At 68.2% G+C, this 17,473-nt stretch carries 12 protein-coding genes; 3 read left to right on the top strand and 9 right to left on the bottom strand.

Annotated elements, in window-relative coordinates:
* Positions 1-10: 10 nt before the first annotated feature.
* Entirely contained in the window at positions 11-772 is a 762-nt protein-coding gene (locus tag AWB82_RS17755) for a hypothetical protein (protein WP_086969447.1), read from the bottom strand.
* Between the two features lie 214 nt (positions 773-986).
* Between AWB82_RS17755 and AWB82_RS17750 the strand changes: the two genes are divergently transcribed.
* Entirely contained in the window at positions 987-2,762 is a 1,776-nt protein-coding gene (locus AWB82_RS17750) for an ATP-binding response regulator (RefSeq protein ID WP_086969445.1), read from the top strand.
* A gap of 14 nt (positions 2,763-2,776) precedes the next feature.
* Here the strand turns inward: AWB82_RS17750 and AWB82_RS17745 are convergent, their stop codons facing one another.
* From AWB82_RS17745 to tssJ, 8 genes are all read right to left on the bottom strand, one after another.
* Positions 2,777-3,484, bottom strand: coding sequence for a response regulator transcription factor (locus AWB82_RS17745; RefSeq protein ID WP_086969443.1), 708 nt, complete (start codon positions 3,482-3,484; stop codon positions 2,777-2,779).
* Positions 3,485-3,505: 21 nt separating this feature from the next.
* On the bottom strand, positions 3,506-5,374 hold the full coding sequence (locus tag AWB82_RS17740) for an MltA domain-containing protein (protein WP_086969441.1): 1,869 nt from the start codon (positions 5,372-5,374) through the stop codon (positions 3,506-3,508).
* Positions 5,375-5,429: 55 nt separating this feature from the next.
* The gene (locus AWB82_RS17735) at positions 5,430-7,253 is read right to left on the bottom strand and encodes a serine/threonine protein kinase (RefSeq protein ID WP_086969439.1); all 1,824 of its coding nucleotides are present in this window, start codon (positions 7,251-7,253) and stop codon (positions 5,430-5,432) included.
* Entirely contained in the window at positions 7,250-8,002 is a 753-nt protein-coding gene (tagF, locus tag AWB82_RS17730) for a type VI secretion system-associated protein TagF (protein WP_086969437.1), read from the bottom strand. The genes AWB82_RS17735 and tagF overlap by 4 nt, the downstream gene beginning before the upstream one ends.
* Positions 7,999-11,628 (bottom strand): type VI secretion system membrane subunit TssM, encoded by a 3,630-nt coding sequence (gene tssM, locus AWB82_RS17725; protein WP_086969436.1) that lies wholly within the window; start codon positions 11,626-11,628, stop codon positions 7,999-8,001. Before tssM ends, tagF begins: the two co-directional genes overlap by 4 nt.
* 1 nt (position 11,629) lies before the next feature.
* Positions 11,630-12,946: a DotU family type VI secretion system protein gene (locus AWB82_RS17720; RefSeq protein WP_086969434.1), complete on the bottom strand. Its 1,317-nt coding sequence runs from the start codon at positions 12,944-12,946 to the stop codon at positions 11,630-11,632.
* A 41-nt stretch (positions 12,947-12,987) separates the two neighbouring features.
* Entirely contained in the window at positions 12,988-14,328 is a 1,341-nt protein-coding gene (gene tssK / locus AWB82_RS17715) for a type VI secretion system baseplate subunit TssK (protein WP_086969432.1), read from the bottom strand.
* A 114-nt stretch (positions 14,329-14,442) separates the two neighbouring features.
* The gene (gene tssJ / locus AWB82_RS17710) at positions 14,443-15,003 is read right to left on the bottom strand and encodes a type VI secretion system lipoprotein TssJ (RefSeq protein ID WP_235023335.1); all 561 of its coding nucleotides are present in this window, start codon (positions 15,001-15,003) and stop codon (positions 14,443-14,445) included.
* Positions 15,004-15,125: 122 nt separating this feature from the next.
* Here tssJ and AWB82_RS17705 point away from each other — a divergent pair, with 122 nt between their 5' ends.
* Both AWB82_RS17705 and AWB82_RS37145 read left to right on the top strand, forming a co-directional pair.
* On the top strand, positions 15,126-17,252 hold the full coding sequence (locus tag AWB82_RS17705; RefSeq protein WP_086969575.1) for a CHAT domain-containing protein: 2,127 nt from the start codon (positions 15,126-15,128) through the stop codon (positions 17,250-17,252).
* Positions 17,253-17,290: 38 nt separating this feature from the next.
* Positions 17,291-17,473 (top strand): hypothetical protein (locus tag AWB82_RS37145; protein ID WP_143756760.1); only part of this gene is annotated, 183 nt, incomplete at its 3' end.

The following is a 17,473-nucleotide window of genomic DNA, read 5'->3' as shown; positions in this document are numbered from 1 at the left end:
CATCCCGCCATCAGGTTATTCCCTGAGCCGATTCGACCGCGAGCAGATTGAGCACGAGCAGAATCGCGGCCTGATTGTCGGCGCTGATCGGAATGCCGAGCGTGCCGCCGATCCATCTGCCGATCTTCGTCGCGGCGAAATCCGCGCTTTGCGCCGACTTCTTGAGCGTCACGCCGAGCCTCACCGCCCGATAGTGGTACGAAGGGATGTGATGCCGCGTCGCCAGCCCGAACAAGCCGCCTTTGTCCTCCGAACACCAGCCCAGCGTGCCCGCCAGAACCAGTTGTTCGTACTTGTCCAGAGCTTCGATGAAGCCGCGCGCGAGACGGCGCACGCGCGCTTCGTCGAGGCCGTATTGCATCAGGACGGAGGCGACGGGATCGTCGGCGGCGTGCGCGTGCTCGTCGATCTGTTGAACGATGCCGTCGATCTCCATCGACACGTCGCGCTGATTGCTCGCGCTGCGCAGGCAATCGATAAGAAAGCGCCTGAAATACGTACATACGGCATAACCGCTCGACGGCGCGCTGTGCTCGCTCGCGTGCGATTCGCCGTGGCCCGGTTCGAGCCGCAGCACTTTCGCGTAGATGAACTGCGCGACGAGTTCCTCCTTGTCTTCTCTGAGCGATTGCAATTCGGGCGGGTGATAACCGCGCAACGCGCCTTTCACGAGGTTATAGATCGAAACCATTTCGTCCTGCGACAGATGCGTGCGCCGGCGCCAAAGGTCGGTGAGCATCGAGGGCGCACCCGTCTCTGCGACGGGATTCATTATCAAGGTCTCCACGTGTCAATCCCCTCAAATCGGTGGCAACGTGATGAGTATGGTTTTCTCCTATGAAACGACCAATATGAAGTTAGTCATATCCGTCGACTAGAACTTTCGGGTAAACCGGTCAGGCAGGGGAATAGCCGTTGCATGTTTCGCAACGTCGCCAGCGTGCCGGAGCCAACCCGAAGCAATCAACGCAACAAGGGGATGGCAGATGCATGGCGATCGTGAGCATGGCGAGATCGACGAGGACCTCGCCAGTGCGCTCTATGCGGCGGACCCCGCGTCTTTCATCGCGCATTGCTGCGCGATCGCGCTGCTCTATCCCGCGCTGGTTTTGCGTCCGCACGCCGGGTGGCTCGTTCTAGGCTGCGCGATCTTTCATGGGATCGCTAATGGCGTCTCGATCTGTCTCTGGGCCTGGCGCCGCCGCGATCCGCTGCGTTTCGGCGCGCGTCGCTGGATCGGCCTGCACGCGCTGCGAAACGTGCTGCTTCACGCGGCGCCGGGCGTCGCCATCTGCTTCGCTTTCGAGAACGAATCGGCCGGTTTCGTCGCCGCGCAGGCGGTTCTGCTCGTCACGCTGGCCGCGCTCGCATACGGCGCGAACGGATTGAATCTGCTCAACCTGTCGAGCGCGGTGCTCACGCTGCTTCTGCCCGTCACGGTATTGAGCCTGATGCAGCCCGCCGATGGCCGCTTCGCGCTGGGCGTCGTGCTCGCCGTGTGCGTCGTCGCGATTCATCTGTCCGGCTCGCAGTATCGCGGTCTTTTTCGCGGCATCGTGAAGGCGCGTGTCGAGCAGGAGCGGCTCGCGCACACCATCGCGCTGCAGAAAAGCGTGATCGAGGAAGCGAGCCTCGCCAAGACGCGTTTCTTCGCGGCCGCGAGTCACGATCTGCGCCAGCCGCTTCACGCGATCGGCCTGCTCGCGCAGGCGCTGACCGATAACGGCGCGAGCGCGCAGGAGCGCGATGAATCCGCGCAGCACATCATCGCCAACGTCGATGCGCTGAATCAGCTCTTCAATCAGGTGCTGGATCTCGCGCGTATCGAAAGCGGCGTGACGCAGGTCATCCCGCAGCATTTCCGTCTTTCGGAGTTGCTCGCGCGCATCGAGCGGCAGTTCCGGCCCGCCGCCGCCGCGAAGGGACTGGCGTTGCGCATCGCGCCGACGCCGTGCGTCGCCTTTACCGATCCCGTGCTGCTCGAACGCGTGATCGGCAATCTGGTGTCGAACGCGGTGCGCTACACCGAGCGCGGCTCGATATGGATCGGCGTGCGCCACGGCGGCGATTCGCAACGCTGTCATGTCGAGGTGCGCGATTCGGGCATCGGCATCGCGCCCGAAGAGCACACGCTCGTCTTCGAGGATTTCTATCAGGCGCCGCTGGATCATCACGGTCCTCGCGAGGGACACGGCCTCGGTCTCGCGACGGTGCGACGCCTCAGCCGGCTGCTCGGCTCGGAGCCGACGCTGCGCTCGTCGCCCGGACGCGGCACGACAATGCGCGTGCCCGTCAGAATCGGCGATGAGAACCTCATCACGTCGAGCCTTTGCGCGCCGCTTCCGGTGCTCGGGTGTATCGAGGGACGCCGCGTGCTGTGCGTCGACGACGATCCCGCGAATCTCGACGCGCTGGGTGCGCTGCTCACCCGCTGGGGATGCAGCGTGCGCGGCTGCCGCGACGAGCTGGCGGCGGTGCGCGCGATCTCCGAGGGCTTCGTGCCCGACGTGCTGCTATGCGATTACCAGATCGATCGCCACGAGACCGGCGCGGAGGTGTTGCAGGCTGTGCGCGAAGCATTGCGGCGGCGCGGACACGGCGAGCCCGCGAGCGTGGTGATCACGGGCGACATGGGTTCGCCGGGGCTTGCCGCGCTCGTGGCCGCCGGCTTGCCGGTCCTGCACAAGCCCGTGACGCCGACGCGCCTGCGCCGCACGCTCGACATGCTGCTCCAGCCGCGCGGGCAGGACGAAGCCGCCTGAGCGAAGCGCGCCGCTCAGAGCGTGCGCCCGCTCTGCAGCCAGCCGTTGATGAGCGCGATCGCCGAGGAACGGTTATGCACGCCGAGCGCCCGAAAGATCACCGAGAGATGGACCTTGACCGTGCCTTCGGCCACCTGCAACTCGCGCGCGATCATCTTGTTGGTGCAGCCGCGATGCACGAGCCGCATGATCTCGCGCTGGCGCGGCGACAGGTTTTCCATCAGGTGCAGATGATGCGGCGCGAGCGCGGTCGCCTGCATGTTCGTCACCGGACGCGCTCGCTCGGCGGCGCTCTGACGCGCGAGCCGCGAAGGCGACGGATCGATCAGGCTCAGCGCTTCGATCGGCACATACGCGCCGCCGGAGAGCACGAGTTCGATGGCCTTGACCATCACGTTGGCGGGTTCGCGCTTGGGCACGAAACCGAGCGCGCCCGCGGCCAGCACCGCGCGCATCTCATCGACGGATTCTTCCGCCGACAGCACCACGAGCGGCAGCGCAGGATTCGCCTTCAGGAGCGCCGAGAGCGACGCCGCGCTTTCCATGCCGGACATGTGCAGATCGACGATCGCGAGATCGTGATTCGCTTCCGGACGCGCGGCGGCCGCGAGCGTTTCCCAGGTATCGGCTTCGTCGAACTGCGCGTCGGGATCGATGCCGCGCAAGAGCGACTTGACGGCCTGGCGGATCAGTTCGTGGTCATCGGCGACGAGAAACTTCATGTTTTTATCCGTTGGCGTCGGTCATTGCGCATCGTCGACACACAGGTCGGGATCGCTCACGACGCAATCCGCGCGCGGCATCGCGGGACCGCCTCGCACGCGCACGCCGGTTTCCTTCGCGGAGATACGCAGGCCCTTGGGCAACAGCACCCACATCTGCGCGGGCTGCTTCATGCGGCTCGCCTGCTGCTGGGCCTGTGGCCCGGTGCCGAAGAAATAGTCGGCGCGCACGGCTCCGCGAATCGCGCCGCCCGCGTCCTGCGCCATCAGAAGACGCGTGACGGATGCGCCCGCCGGTCCGCCCTCGCTCGCGTTGACGAAAACCGGCGCGCCGAGCGGCGTCGTGCGCGGATCGATGGCCGCCGAGCGGCCCGGGGAAAGCGGCACGCCGAGTGCGCCGATGGGACCGCTCGGCGAATCGGGAATCGTGCGGAAAAACACGTAGCTCGGGTCCGATGCCGCGAAGGTATAGCCGAGTGCTGCGCCGCCCGCGAGCGATGGCGTCGCGCCTTTGTCCGTGACGCGGGCGGACGGCGTCATGCCTGCGCTCGCAGTCGTTGGCGCACTCACCCGCGCCGGACGCGCGGCGGGCGCGGCGGCGCTCTTCGCGAGCGTGAAGCCGCGCAGAAGCGGTGACTGGGGCGGCCCGCCGGCATCGCCGTGGACGGCCGCCGATGCGTCATCCGCGTCGGCATCCTGAGCGCCGCGCAGCAGCGAGGACTGCGGCGCGTCGTCCGAAGCCGCGCCGCCGACATCGTTTCTTCCGTTCTGCGTGCTCACGGTGCCTTCTTCCAGATCGAGCTCCACGCCGCGCACCAGAATCTTGCGACCCTTGCTTCCCGCGCTGGCAACGGGCGGATTGAACGCGAAGCCATTTTGTTCGGCATAGGCGAGACGGATGACGCTCCTTCCGTCGGGCAGGACTATCTTTCCCGCGCCCTGTAATTGCATAGAGTAGAGCATCGCGGGGTCTTCCACATAGGCCAGCACGGGCGCTTTGCTCAAACCGCGCTCGATATCGGCGCGCGAGTAGTAGGGCACGATATCCGCGCCCTCGCGACGCAGCCGCAGCTTCTTGTCGCGGATGTCGGGCACGCTGTCGCCGACGCGCAGCGTATAGATCTTGCCGCTCATGGAAACGGTCGAGAGCGGAATCACGCTGCGGCCCTCGATGCGCGCCGCGACCGGCGTGCCGCGTGCGCCCGGTGGAAGACGGCGCGCGTCGAGGAACAGCATGTCGGTCGGCACGCCGTAGACCGGATAGAGATACGGCGCGCGGCGTTCGCGGCTGCCCTTCAGAATCGGCTCGTAATAGCCGGTCAGGACGCCGCGCGCGGTTCTGTCGACGTTGAGTATCTGATAGACCGTGAAGTTGTCCTCGAAGAAGCGGCGCACGGCGGCGGCGTTGGCTGCATTCACGCCGCGCGAAGCCGCGCAGGGCGCCGCCCACGCCGGCTTGCCGCTCAGCACGCCGCAACTGCGCCGGAACGCGTCCCACGACTCGGCGACGTTGTCGGTCGCCCAGCCCGGCAAGCTGGAAAAAGGCACCGGCGTATAGAGCGCGTTCTTTGTCGCGAAAGGGGCGGCGTTCAGGCCGACCGACGCGGATGGACTCGCCGGCATCGGAGCGACGACGCCCGGCTCGCCGCCCGACGCGCTGACCATGCGCGCGTCGTCGCTCGCCGTGGATGAGGTGGCGGCTTCGTTCGCTCGGGTGGAGGGTGAAGGCGGTGAGCCGGCGCATCCGGCGAGCGCGGCCGTGGCCAGTGCAAAGGCGGCAACGGCGGGGCGCGGGCGCCTCGTCACGGCATTGATCGCCGGCGGCTCTGCAACGGATTCGCCGGACGTCGTGCCCGGCTGCGCGGCGGCGCCGCTCGTTCGTGATGCCATGGTGCCCTCGTCTCGCGGCCGAAGCGCTGCCTGCTTCGCTTTCGCTTCAAATCCTCTATCTAGACGAACGGACGACGTCGATTTTGAAGGTCGCCGCGCCATACGCGACGGGACACGACGGCGCTTTGACGTCGCACGCCGGCACGCCCGCGAACGGCGATGCGGTGAGCGTGCGCTCCGCGGCCGCCGCGTGCTGCGCCTCGGTCGAGAGACTGGCGAAGACGGCATCGTGCGCGAGGCCGAGCGCGGGGAATTCGCGCGGCGCGGCCGACACGATCGCCACGAAATGATTCGCGCCGACCGGCTCGCCCGCCTGCATCGGCCAGTTCGGGCGCGGCAGCACGAGACGCTTTTTTCTGCCGATGCGGTTGTCGCTGTCGAGCGCGTTTGGAAACAGTTGGAGATATTGATTCGCGGGATCGACGACGAAGACATACACATAGCCGTCGCGATTGCTCGTGAGCGCGAAGCGCAACAGGTCGTGGTCGACGACGGCGCGCGCGACGGGCACGTCCACCTTGACGTCGAACGACGGATCGGCGAGCGAAACGATGCGCGCGAATTCGCCATCGGGCGTGAAAGGCGGCAGCGCGGCGGGCGCGGGCGGCGCTTCGGTCGCGACGACCGAAGGCGCCGACGCCGTCGAAGCTGCCGAAGCCGTCGAAGCAACAACCGCCACCGCGCTCGTCTCGCTGGCAACGCGATCCGCCGAAGGCACGCGTGAGCCGAACTTCGGCGCGAGCCAGCCGAGCGTGCCCGCCAGCGCGAGCACACACGCCGCGCCGAGCGCCCAGCCGATGCGCCGCCGCGCCGTCCTCGCGAGCGCGCCGCTGCTCGCGCGCGCGGCCTGCGCGTCGTCCAGCGAAATGCCGAGTTCGGCGGCGAACTGCCGGTCGGTCTGCGGCCGATGCGCGGGCGAGACCGCGAGCGCATGATCGATGGCCTTCAGAAAGCGGTCCGAATAACGCCCCGCCGCCAGTTTCGCGAGCGGCTGATAGCTGTCCTTCACCACGCGCCCGACCGAGGGCGGCGGCGTTTTCCCTGTGATCGCGAAATACACCAGCGCGGCGAGCGCGTAGTGATCGGTCCACGGTCCTTGCCTCATCGACGGCACATCGGCGTACTGTTCGATCGGCGCGTAGCCGGGCTTGAGAATCACGGTGAGCGCCTGCGTCATGTCGCCGATCACGCGCCGCGCCGCGCCAAAGTCGAGCAGCACCGGCCGATGACTTTCCTCCAGCAGGATGATGTTGTCCGGCGCGATATCGCGATGAAAACAATCGGACGCGTGCAGCACCGCGAGCGCGTCGATGAGCGGCGTGAGCAGCGCGCGCAGCCAGGCTTCGTCGGGCGGCTTTTTCATCGCCCTGAGCGTGTCCTTGAGCGTCGCGCCCTTGTAGTAGGGCATCGCCATGTAGGCAGTGCCGTTGGCTTCCCAGAAGCGGTACACCTTCACGAGCGACTGATGATCGAAGCGCGCGAGCAGCCGCGCCTCGTCGTTGATGAAGCTCTTGAGCCCGGCGCGGAACATCGGCTCGTAGCGCCCGGATTTGACCTGAACCTGCGTCACGCCCACGCGCGAGGCGAGCGCCGCCGGCATGTACTCCTTCACCGCGACGTAGCGGTCGAGCGAGGTATCGAACGCCAGATAGACGATGCCGAAGCCGCCTTCGCCGATGAGCCGGACGATCTCGAACTCGCCGAGCCGCGTGCCGGGCGGCAGGACGCTGTGCGCGGGTGGCGCGTCCGCCGAAGGCGCGCGCGCGCCGCTCACGATCACCGTCTTGTCGTCGCCCGCGTCGCCCGGATTGGTTTCGGTCTTGCCGCCGTTGCCGGTCGCGCCGCCGCCTTCTTCCGGTAGCCCGCCCGTCGCATTCATGATCCGAAGTCCCGCAACAGGGTGGTGAAAAGCGCCGTGTCGGGCAGGCCGTACACCGGCCAGATCGTGAACGGACGCGGCGTGAGATCTTGCGCGTTGGCGGTATCGGCGGGAGCGGGCGTCGTCTGCGCGGAGGTCCACATGCTCATGCCGTAGATTTCAGTCTGCCAGAGCGGCGCGAGCGTGCGCGCGAGCGCGTCCGGCAGCGTCGCGGCCGACTGCGCGATCCACGGTTCGTGCAACACGGCCGCGCGCGTGCCGGCGCACACGGGCTGCGGCACCGGCAGCGTGGCGAGTTGCGCGTCAAGGCGCTCGATGCTGTGATCGAAATCGAGCGCGGCGAGCGCCACGCCTTCGATCGCCGAAAGCCATTGCCAGAGCGCGGCGATTTCACCGCCCGTCGATGGCGCCGCCGGCAGCGAGGCCGCAATGGTCAACGGAAAATGCCGCCCGACGCGATCCACCGACGCCATCACGACGCCCGTCCAGCACGCCCCGAGCGTCGGCGCGATGGCGCCCGGCATCGCGAAGAAGCGCCACACCGGGCAGGTGAGATACGTCGAAAGCCATGCGTCGCCGAGCGCGAGCTGCGTTTGCGCGACGCGCTCCGCGAGCCACGCGTCCCACGGCGCGACGAACGCGTCCGAGAGCCGCCGCGCCGCGAAATCGCCGAGCGAGGGCAGCTTGCCGTACCAGCCCGCGATCGCCGAGCCGCCGTCCGCGAGCGTTTCGCCTTCTGCGTCGTTCATAGCCGCTCCGGACACGAGAACGCGCGTAGATCGGCGAGCCGGAATGGATTCTCGACGCTGTTCGCCGTCACTTCGAAGCGCGTCTTGCGCCCTTCGACATCGAACGTGACGATGAAGCGCTCCGGCTGTTCGGTCGGCTGCACGTCGAGCCGGTCGAACATGCGAAACAGCGCCCACGGTCCCTCGAACACGAGATTGCTCGCGCCGCTCGTCGGCGGCGGCGTGAGTTGCAGGCTCACGCGTCCCGAGCCGCGCGTGCCGGGCCACTGAACCGCCGTCGCGATCTGCGGGCCATGCGCGTAGGTGAGCACCTGCCCGTCGACATCGAGCGTGAAGGAGAGAATCGCCGGGTCCATGTCGAGCGGCTTGAACTGCAACGCGAGCGCGGGCGTCTTGCCCCCGCCGCGAAAGAACACGCCGCGGATCGTCGCGGCGCGCTCGAACTGCGCGAGTCCGGCCGGGCTGATCTGCGACGCGGACGAATCGGACTTCTTGAACGCCCAGGGTTTCGCGGAAACATCGACGTCGGGCGCGAGGTTCTTCTGAAAGAAATCGTCGAACTTGCCGCCCGGCGCGAACAGCGTGCCGAAGTCCTCGGGCAGCACGTCGCGCGCCGAATTCGGATTGAACGGATAGCGCCCGCTCACCGCGCGAACGCAGAACGCCGAGATCGACTCCTTCAGATCCGCCGACAAATTCACGCGCCGCGCCTCCTGCGACTGCGCCGCGCCCTGGCTGCCCAGATCGAGCAGCGCGGAGCGGATCGGCTCGGGCATGCGCGCGGCCTGCGTGCGCAGCTTCGCCGGCGCGTCCGACGGCGGCGGCGCGGTCTTCTGCTGCAGGGCTTCGTCGGTGGCGCTGAGATACGTGTAGACGTCGTTGATGACAGCGAGCGTCTGCGCGATCGGCGCGGCCTGCCCCGCGCCCGGACTCGTCACGAGCGCGCGCAGGCCGGTGAACCGGTCATCGACGATGCTTTCCAGTTGCGCGCCCGGCGCGACCGGCGCGATCTGCGTGGGATCGGACCCGCGGATGACCTTGAGCAGCTTCTCGCGCGCCGCGCCGATCTTGTCGTTGGCGCGATCGACGACGGTCGTTTCGCTTTCGGGCTTCGCGCCGAGCGTCGTCTCGCGCGACGCCGCCTTCGCGAGCGCGGCGAGCGGCGAGTCGGGCGCGGACAGGATGCGCGCGATCTGCGCCGACTGCGAAAGCGTGTCCGCGCGCACGACGCGGATATCGTTCAGAAAGTCGTTCCAGATTCGCGCGTAATCCTGAAGATAGAGCAGCCGCACGTCTTCGGTGAGGCGCTGCATCGCCGCCGGATCGCCGCGCGGCAGGCCGCTCTGGTCGCGGATGCCGAGCACCCACGGCTCGTCGGCGGCAAGTTGCGCGGCGGTTTCATCGACGGCTTTGAGGAACGCCTTGTGATAGCCGTCGAACGAATAGAGCCCCGGCACGCCGCGCGTGAGCGGCGCGCCGCTCGAACGCGTGAAGACGAGCGACGCGTTCGGTCCGCCCGCATGCGCCACGGTGAATTCCGGATAATCCGCGCCGACGCCTTGCTGCTTCACGCGCCCGTACACGCGCTGCGCGAGCGTGCTCGCGGCGAGCATGCCGCGCAGATGCGCGACGAGACGCTCGTCGAACGGCAGATTCGGATGCACGACGCCGCGCGCGAACAGCGCATCGAGATGCCGGCTGAGCGCGGCGCGTTCCTCGTTGCCGACCTCGCGCGGCAGCGAGCGGTCCCAGTCGGTGAGAATCCATGCCTTGAGCGCATCGGCATCCTGATGATCGGGCTGGTTCAGCATCAGATACGCCTTGAGCGCTTCATACGCGTAGCCGGGATTCGCGGGCGTCGCGCCGCGCGCCTGTTCCTCGATGCGCGCCGCGAGCTTCGGCAGGAACAGATCGGTCAGAAGACGCTCGTAAGCGCCCGTCGCGCCGGCGTCGAGTTTCGCGCCTTGCCACAGGCCCCATTGCATCGCGAGCGGCGGATTGTGCGCATCGACTTGCGGCGTCGAAGCAAGCGCGCGCACCGCCGACAGCAACGGCAACAGCGCGACGAGATTCGTGCCCGCCGCCGAGGTTCCCGCCACGGCTTCCTTCGCCGCGTGCGCGGTGTGACCGACGTCCGCCACATACGCGCGATTGCGCAGATAGCTCGTGCCCCAGAGCGCGAGCGCGCCGAGCGTCACGGCCGCGATCGCCGCATAAGCGCCGAGCCGCCACAGATGCTTTTTGCGCGCCCATTGCAGATTCGATCCGGCGATTCCTTGTTCGGCGAACACGACCTGCGTCAGAAGCCGCTCCAGAAAGAAGCTGCGCCCGCTCGACGGACGCGGCGGCTGCACGCCGCGCTCGATGCCGAACGCGCGCGCGAGCGAGCCGAGCACGCGATCGATCGGCGTGCCTTCCTGCGTGCCGCTCGTGAAGTAGACGCCGCGCAGGAGCGGCGCATCGTCGTGTTTCGACTGGACGAAGGTCGCGCGCAGAGCCTCGGCGACGAGCGGTTTCAGCGCCGCGAACTGTTGCGGAAAACTCATGATCGCGGCGCGCTGCGCGAGTCCGCTTTCCGCGTTCAGGCGCTCGGCCAGGCGCGCGACGAGCCGCGCTTCGAGCGCGTCAAGCTCGGCGTCGACACGCGCGCCGAAATCGGCTTCGGTGAGCGGGCGTTTCGGATCGTACGGGAACGTGAAGCCGAACACCTGCGCGCGCTCTTCCTTCGACATGTCCGCGAAAAACTCCGTGAAACCCGCGAGCAGATCCGTCTTGGTGACGAGCACATAGACCGGAAAGCGCGTGCCGAACGCCTGCATCAACTCGCGCATGCGCGCGCGCAAGATCGCCGCGCTCTCGCCGGTACTCGCTTGCGTCGCGGCGAGCAGATCGGGGACGGCGAGCGTCAACAGCACGCCGTTGATCGGCTGACGCGGGCGCGTCTTTTTAAGGAGCGCGAGAAAGCCTTGCCACGCGGTTTGATCCGTCTCGCGGTCGCTCTCGTGAGTCGTGTAGCGCCCGGCGGTGTCGATGAGCACGGCTTCGTCGGTGAACCACCAGTCGCAGTTGCGCGTGCCGCCGACGCCGCGAATCTTGTCGGTGCCGAAACGCTCCGCGAGCGGAAAGCGCAAGCCCGAATGCACCAGCGCCGTGGTCTTGCCCGCGCCCGGCGCGCCGATGAACATGTACCACGGCAACTGATACAGATATTGCCGGCCCGAAAGCGTGACCCAGTCGCGCCAGCCTGGTTTTCTTCCGGACGCGGCGATGCGCGCGTCGCGCAGCACTGTCAACGCTTCGTCGAAACGCTTGCCGAGCGTCGCGACTTCCGCTTCGCCCGCGTTCGGCGCGGCGGTTTCGCGGCGCGGCGCTTCGCGAGGCGCGGCGAGCCCGGCGTTGAGCGCGGCCTGCGTCTGCCGAGCGCGCCACGCCGCCCAAAGCCGCCGCAGCACGAACAAAAGAACGATGCAGCCGATCGCAATGAAGCGCGCCGTCGTCGATTCGAGCGGATAGCCATGCGCGAACGACAGCAGCGGCCCGGCGATCCAGATCGCGGCCGAAACGAGCAGCAGCCCGACGATCAGCAGCAGCACCGGATGAAAGAGGATCGAGAAAAGCTTTTTCATGTCAGGACCCGGGCTTCGCGAACAGCGTCACCTCGACGCGCCGGTTGCGCGCGCGGCCGGCGGGCGAGTCGTTCGGCGCGACGGGATCGGCGTCGCCTTTGCCTTCGGCCTTGAGGCGTTCGGGCGCGACCGTCGCGGCGAGCAAATCGCGCACGTTCGCCGCGCGCTCCTGCGAAAGCTCCCAGTTCGACGGGAAGCGCGCCGAGCGGATCGGCCGGTCGTCGGTGTGGCCCGTCACGAGCACGTTGCCGGGCACCGCGTTCAGCGCCGCCGCGATGCGCGCCAGCAACGGCCGCATCTGTGCGGAGACATCGGCGCTGCCGGGCCTGAAGACGTTGTCGCCGTGCAGCGTGACGACCGAGCGATCGACGCGGTCATCGACGGCGACGAGGCCATCGCGGATTTCCTGCGCGAGGAATTCGGCCAGCCGGGGCTTCGCCGCCTGCGTCACGACGAGCGGCCGTTGTGCGCCCGCGCGGATCGACGCGAGCGTGTCGAACGCCGGGTCGGACAGCCTGCCGAGCTGGAAGCTCATCGCGAGCCAGGCGAGCGCGAGCAGCAGCAGCGCGAACGCGCCGACGACCCACACCGGCAGCACGTCGGTCGCGCGGCGCCGCGCCGTCGGCACGCCTTGCCAGTGCGGCGACAGCGCGCGCTCGGGCTCGCCGCGCTCCTTGCGGATCAGTTGATAAAGCCGCGCGCGGATCGCGTCGAGCGTTTGTCTGCCTTGCGCGGCCACGCGATAACGTCCCTCGAAGCCGAGCGCGAGCACCATGCTCGCCAGTTCCAGCAGATGCAGATGTTGCGCGGGCTTCTGCGCGAGCCGCGCGAGCAACTGGAAAACCTTCTCGCCGCCCCACGCCTCGTTGTGAAACGTCACGAGCAGGCTTTGCCGCGCCCAGACGCCCGCGCCCCACGGCGTGCCCGAGGCGGCTTCGTCGATCATCGTGCAGACGATGTAGCGCGCCGCCGTCACCTGTTCCGCCGCGACGCCGCTCGTGCGCGCTTCGTCCTCGAAACGGCGCACGCCCGCGGCGAGCGCATCGCGCAGCGCGGCGGGATCGGCGCAGGCGCTCATCGCGCGGATGCGAACGGCGAGTTGCAAGAGCGGCGCGCACGCCGCGACCAGCGGATTCACCGCGCCGCCGGGCGCGAAGGCGGCGTCGAAAGCGCGCGCATCGGAGCCGGTCGCCGCGCCCGGCGCGAACGGGCCTTGCGTGCTCCCGCCGCCCGCGCCGCGCCGCCGCGCGCCGGGATTGGGCTTGATCATCGTCTGGTCGGATTCGAATCCGGCGAAGGGATCGTCGTGGTTCGTCATGTCGTTGGATGACCTCAATGACTTCAATGACTTCAATGACCTCAGCGCCGGATGGCCCAGAACTCCAGTTCGAGCGCCGGAAAATCGCCCGCGATATACATCGCCAGGTTGCCGGTCTGCTCCAGCTCCTTCCACAGCTCGCCGCCGCGATCCAGCTCGAAGTAGGAGAAGCCCGCGTGAAACGGAATCTGGCGCGGCGCGACCGGCATCGCGCGCAGGCCGATGCCCGGCAGCGCGAGATTGACGAGATCGCGCAGCTTTTCCGCGGGCGCGATCTTCACCTGCGTCGGAAAGCGCGTGCGCAGCGCTTCGCCCGGCATCTGCGCGTTCGCGGCGAGCACGAAGCCGGCGCTGCGCACGAGTTCCAGATCGTTGATGAGCGCGACGCGCACGCCGGGCTTGCGGCTTTGCAATTCGATCGCGACGGCATCGGGTTCGCGCACCTGTCCGATCAGTTGCCGCACGTCGCGCATGAGCGGCTCGAACGACGTGGCGAGATCGTCGTGACGATAGGGCGGATACGCGAGCACGCGGCGGCGCTCGTCGAACGCGGCGAGATCCCCGGCGAGCGCGAGCGTCGTCTGATACAGGCGCTCGGGATGCAGGAGCGGCACCTGCAGCAGATGCGCGTACTGCGGCTCGAAGCGATTGAGCGTTTGCAGCAACAGAAAATCGGCGATTTCCGCGACGCCGCCGCGCCCCGGATTCGCGAGGCGGCTCGCCAGCCGGTCGGCATGCTGATGCACGAGCGCGGCAAGCTCCTGCGCGTAACCCAGCAGGCGCGGGTCGGCGTGCGCGTGGAGCATCGGCGGGATGTAGGCGGGATCGAGCAGCACGCGATTGTCCGCGCGCCGTTCGAGCACGCGCGCGAGTCCGATGGTCGCGAAGGCGTCCGTGGCGTCGCGCGCGAGCATGAGCCGCAGGTTCGGCGCGCCGACGCGGATCTGCGCGACGCGGTCCGTGCTCGTCGTCACATCGGCGACGGAGGTGTCGGTCGTGCGAAAGCGCAAGCCGTCGATGGGACCGTCGATGCGGCCGTCGGCGTCGAACTCCTTTGCGCCCGCGCGCGCGAGCGGCAGCGCGAGCAGCACGATCTCGTCGCGCGCGTCGGCGGGAATGTCGAGCGGCGGCGGCGCGCTCGCGTCGTCGGGAAAGGAGAACGCGGTGCCGTCGGGCAGCACGCCGAACGCGGACGCGAGCGCGATCTTGCCGAGCCCGAGCGCGATCTCGTCGAGCATCACGGCAGCCCAGCCCCACGACCACGCCTCGGTCGCGCGCGTATGCGAGCGCACGAGATGCTCGATGAAGCGGTCGTGCTGCTGAAAATGCTGCGGTTCGAGGAACAGCCCCTCGGACCAGATCATGCGTTGGTGCCAGGTCATGGTGCCTCGTGTGGGCGTGGGCTCGCGGCGATAGCGTCGCGCTTACGCCCGGCGAATCCGGACGCTCCGCTCAAAGAACGATTTAGCGCGGCGAATTTGCAAACCCGCGCGCCTTCACTTCGCGGCCTGTTTCTTTCCCGATGGCGGCGGCGCGGGCTGCGCGGCGATCGATACATCGGCGGCGTCGATGCGCACGTTCATCAGCGTCGTCTGGTTGGGCGGCACGGGCGCGCTCGCCCGCCAGCGCGATCGCTCGATGTCGCGATACGCCGCCACGACCGCGACGAACTTCGTGCCCGGCTGCACGGTCTGCTCGACGCTGCGGCTGTCGCCGGGCCTGAGCACGTATTCGTTTTTCGCGTTGAGATCGCCGCCGAGCGTCGCCTGGTCGCGGCCGTAGAGCGTGAAGAAATCGGCGCTGTCGAAAGCGGCGGTCGTCTTGAGTTCGTACACGCGCACGACGACCGGCGACGGACGGCCCGAGCGATCGGGGTTGACGCCGCCGAGCGCGGTCACGCTCAAACGCACGATCGTCGGCGCGGGCGGCGGCGGCGGCGACTTGCAGGCGCTCGCCGCGAGCGCGCAAAGCAGCAGCGCGCAAAGGTACGGAAATAAGCGCGGACGTGGGCTGTCCATCATCGGATCGGGCGTGGCTTCGTGTGTGGCTTCGTACACAGCAACAGACGAACGAAGCCGCCGCGCTTTTCAAATCGCGCGCGGTGTTTCGTCTAGTGATGGCACCGCGCCGGCCGCTTCAGTTGCGCCGATGCGAGGCGACGGCCTGCGAGGAGGCATCCGTGAAACCGATCGAGTGGATATGCGCGGCGCTCGCGCTTGTTGCAACCTTGAGCGTCCACGCGCAGACCGCGCAGCACGCGGCCACGCCGGATGAAGCGCTCACGCCGGCCGCGCGCCAGGCCGAAGCCCGCGTGCGCGACGCGGAAACCATCGCAACGCTGTCGCAGGAAGGGCGGCTGTTGCTCGCGCGCGATCAGGTCAAGCTCGACGGCTACGCGTACTGCAGCATGTCGGTGGCGGCGGCCGAGCGCGGCGATTTCCGCGAGAGCATCGAGGCGGCGTCGCGGGCGCTCGTCGTCGCGCGGCAGACGGACGACGCCCATCTCGGCGCGCTGTCACGCCGCGATCTCGCCATCGCCTACAGCTACGCCGGCGATCTCGACGATGCCCAACGCTACGCGAACGAAGCCATCGCGGCCGGCGAGAAGAGCCCGGAGCAAGTGCTCGCGCCCGCGCACAAGGTGCTCGGTGATATCGCGGCGCGGCGCGGCGATCCGGCGGCGGCGCTCGGGCAATATCGCGCGGCGCTCGCGGTGGCCTCGGCGCGGTATCGGCCGATGGTGCTGCTCTCGATCACCAACGCGCAGATCGCAACCGGCGACGCGGCCGGCGCGCGCGCGACCTTCGATACGACGTCAGGCGTGGTGGACAGCTTGCTCGCGCCCTTGCGCCGCCGTATCGAAGGCAATCTGCTGCTCGCGGAAAACAAGCCGCAGGCGGCGCTCGACGCGTTTTCCGCGAGCGCGGGCAAAGGCGGCTCGGACGCGAGCTACGACAACCTGTGGGCGCACGAGGGCATGGGCCGCGCGTACCTCGCGCTCGGCGACCGGCGCCACGCGCGCGAAGCGTGGCTCGCCGCGCTCGACGATTCGGAAACCATCCGCGCGCGCTTTCGCAGCGACGAGTTCAAGACCGGGCTTTTCTCCGATACGCAGACGGTGTTCGAGGAAACGATCGCGCTCGTCGTCGAGGACGGCGACTACGCGCTCGCGTGGAGCCTCTCCGAGAAGAGCCGCAGCCGCGCGCTGCTCGACGTCGTGCGCAACCGGCTCGCGTCGGGCGTGGACGAGACGCAGTTGAACGGGCGCGCGCTCTCGCTCGACGACGTGACGAGCGCGCTCAAACCCGGCGAGGCGATCGTCGAATATCACGGTTTGCCCGACAGGATGATCGCGTGGGTCGTGCGGCGCGACGGCATTCAGGGCTTCACGCTGCCGATTCCGCGTCGCGACATGACGCTCGCTGTCAGCGATTTCCGCAACGCCATCGTCCGCGGCCGTCCGCAGGCGCTCACCTACGGCGCGAAGCTCGATGCGCTGCTCGTTCAGCCGCTCGGCCTGCGTCCCGGAGAACGGCTCGTCATCGTGCCCAACGGCGCGCTGCATTACATGCCGTTTCAGGCGCTCAGGAATGCTGATGGATTTTTGATTCAGCGGCATGCGCTCGCGCTCGCGCCATCGGCGAGCATCGCGGTGCAGCTCGTGCGGCGGCAACAGCGCATCGCGAGCAATCTCGTCGCGTTCGGCAATCCGCGCATCTCGCCGGAATTCGATCTGCCGGGCGCGGAGGCGGAAGTCCGCTCGATCGGCCCGCTCTTCGCGCAACGCGAGACCTTTCTGCAAGGCGACGTCACGCGCAAGAGCTTCAGCGACAACGCGCCCGGGGGCCGCATCGTTCACGTGGCGACGCATGCGCAGGCCGACACCATCGATCCGCTGCATTCGCGCGTGCTGCTCGCGCCCGCGAAACAGCCCGCCGATGGCCCCGACCCGATGCTCGCGCAGGACATCTACAACCTGAAGTTCGATTCGGTCGCGCTCGTCACCTTGTCCGCGTGCGAGACGGCGCTCGGGCGCATAGAGCGCGGCGACGAAATCATGGGCTTCACGCGCGCGTTCTTCTATGCGGGCGCGTCGGCGTTGCTCGTGTCGATGTGGCCCGTCGCCGACGAATCGACCGCGCTCACCATGCGCACGTTCTACGGCTCGCTCACGAAGGGCGAGGAAGCCATCGACGCGATGCGCGACGCGCAGCTCGCCGTGCTCGCCGACAGCAAGTTCGCCCATCCGTTCTACTGGGCGCCCTTCGATCTGATGGGCAACTGGCGGCTCTCGGTCGCGCGCTGAAAGCCGATGCAACCGGTCCGCCCGATGAGGATGCAGCAGTGAACGACGCCATGACACCCGAATCTTCTTCCCCGCGTGCGACAACGCGCCCGCGCCGTGTGCTGCGCGCGGCGGGCGCGAGTATCGCCTGTGCGAGCGCGCTCACGGCGTGGGCGCAGCAAGTGCCGATGCCGGGCACGGCGCAGGTGCCGAGGGCCGGCACGCTGCTAAACGAGCAGCCG

The sequence above is a fragment of the Caballeronia glebae genome (assembly GCF_001545035.1).
GTDB lineage: Bacteria > Pseudomonadota > Gammaproteobacteria > Burkholderiales > Burkholderiaceae > Caballeronia > Caballeronia glebae.
The sequence above is the reverse complement of the archived record's forward strand: the minus strand, read 5'-3'. Positions and strand labels throughout refer to the sequence as shown.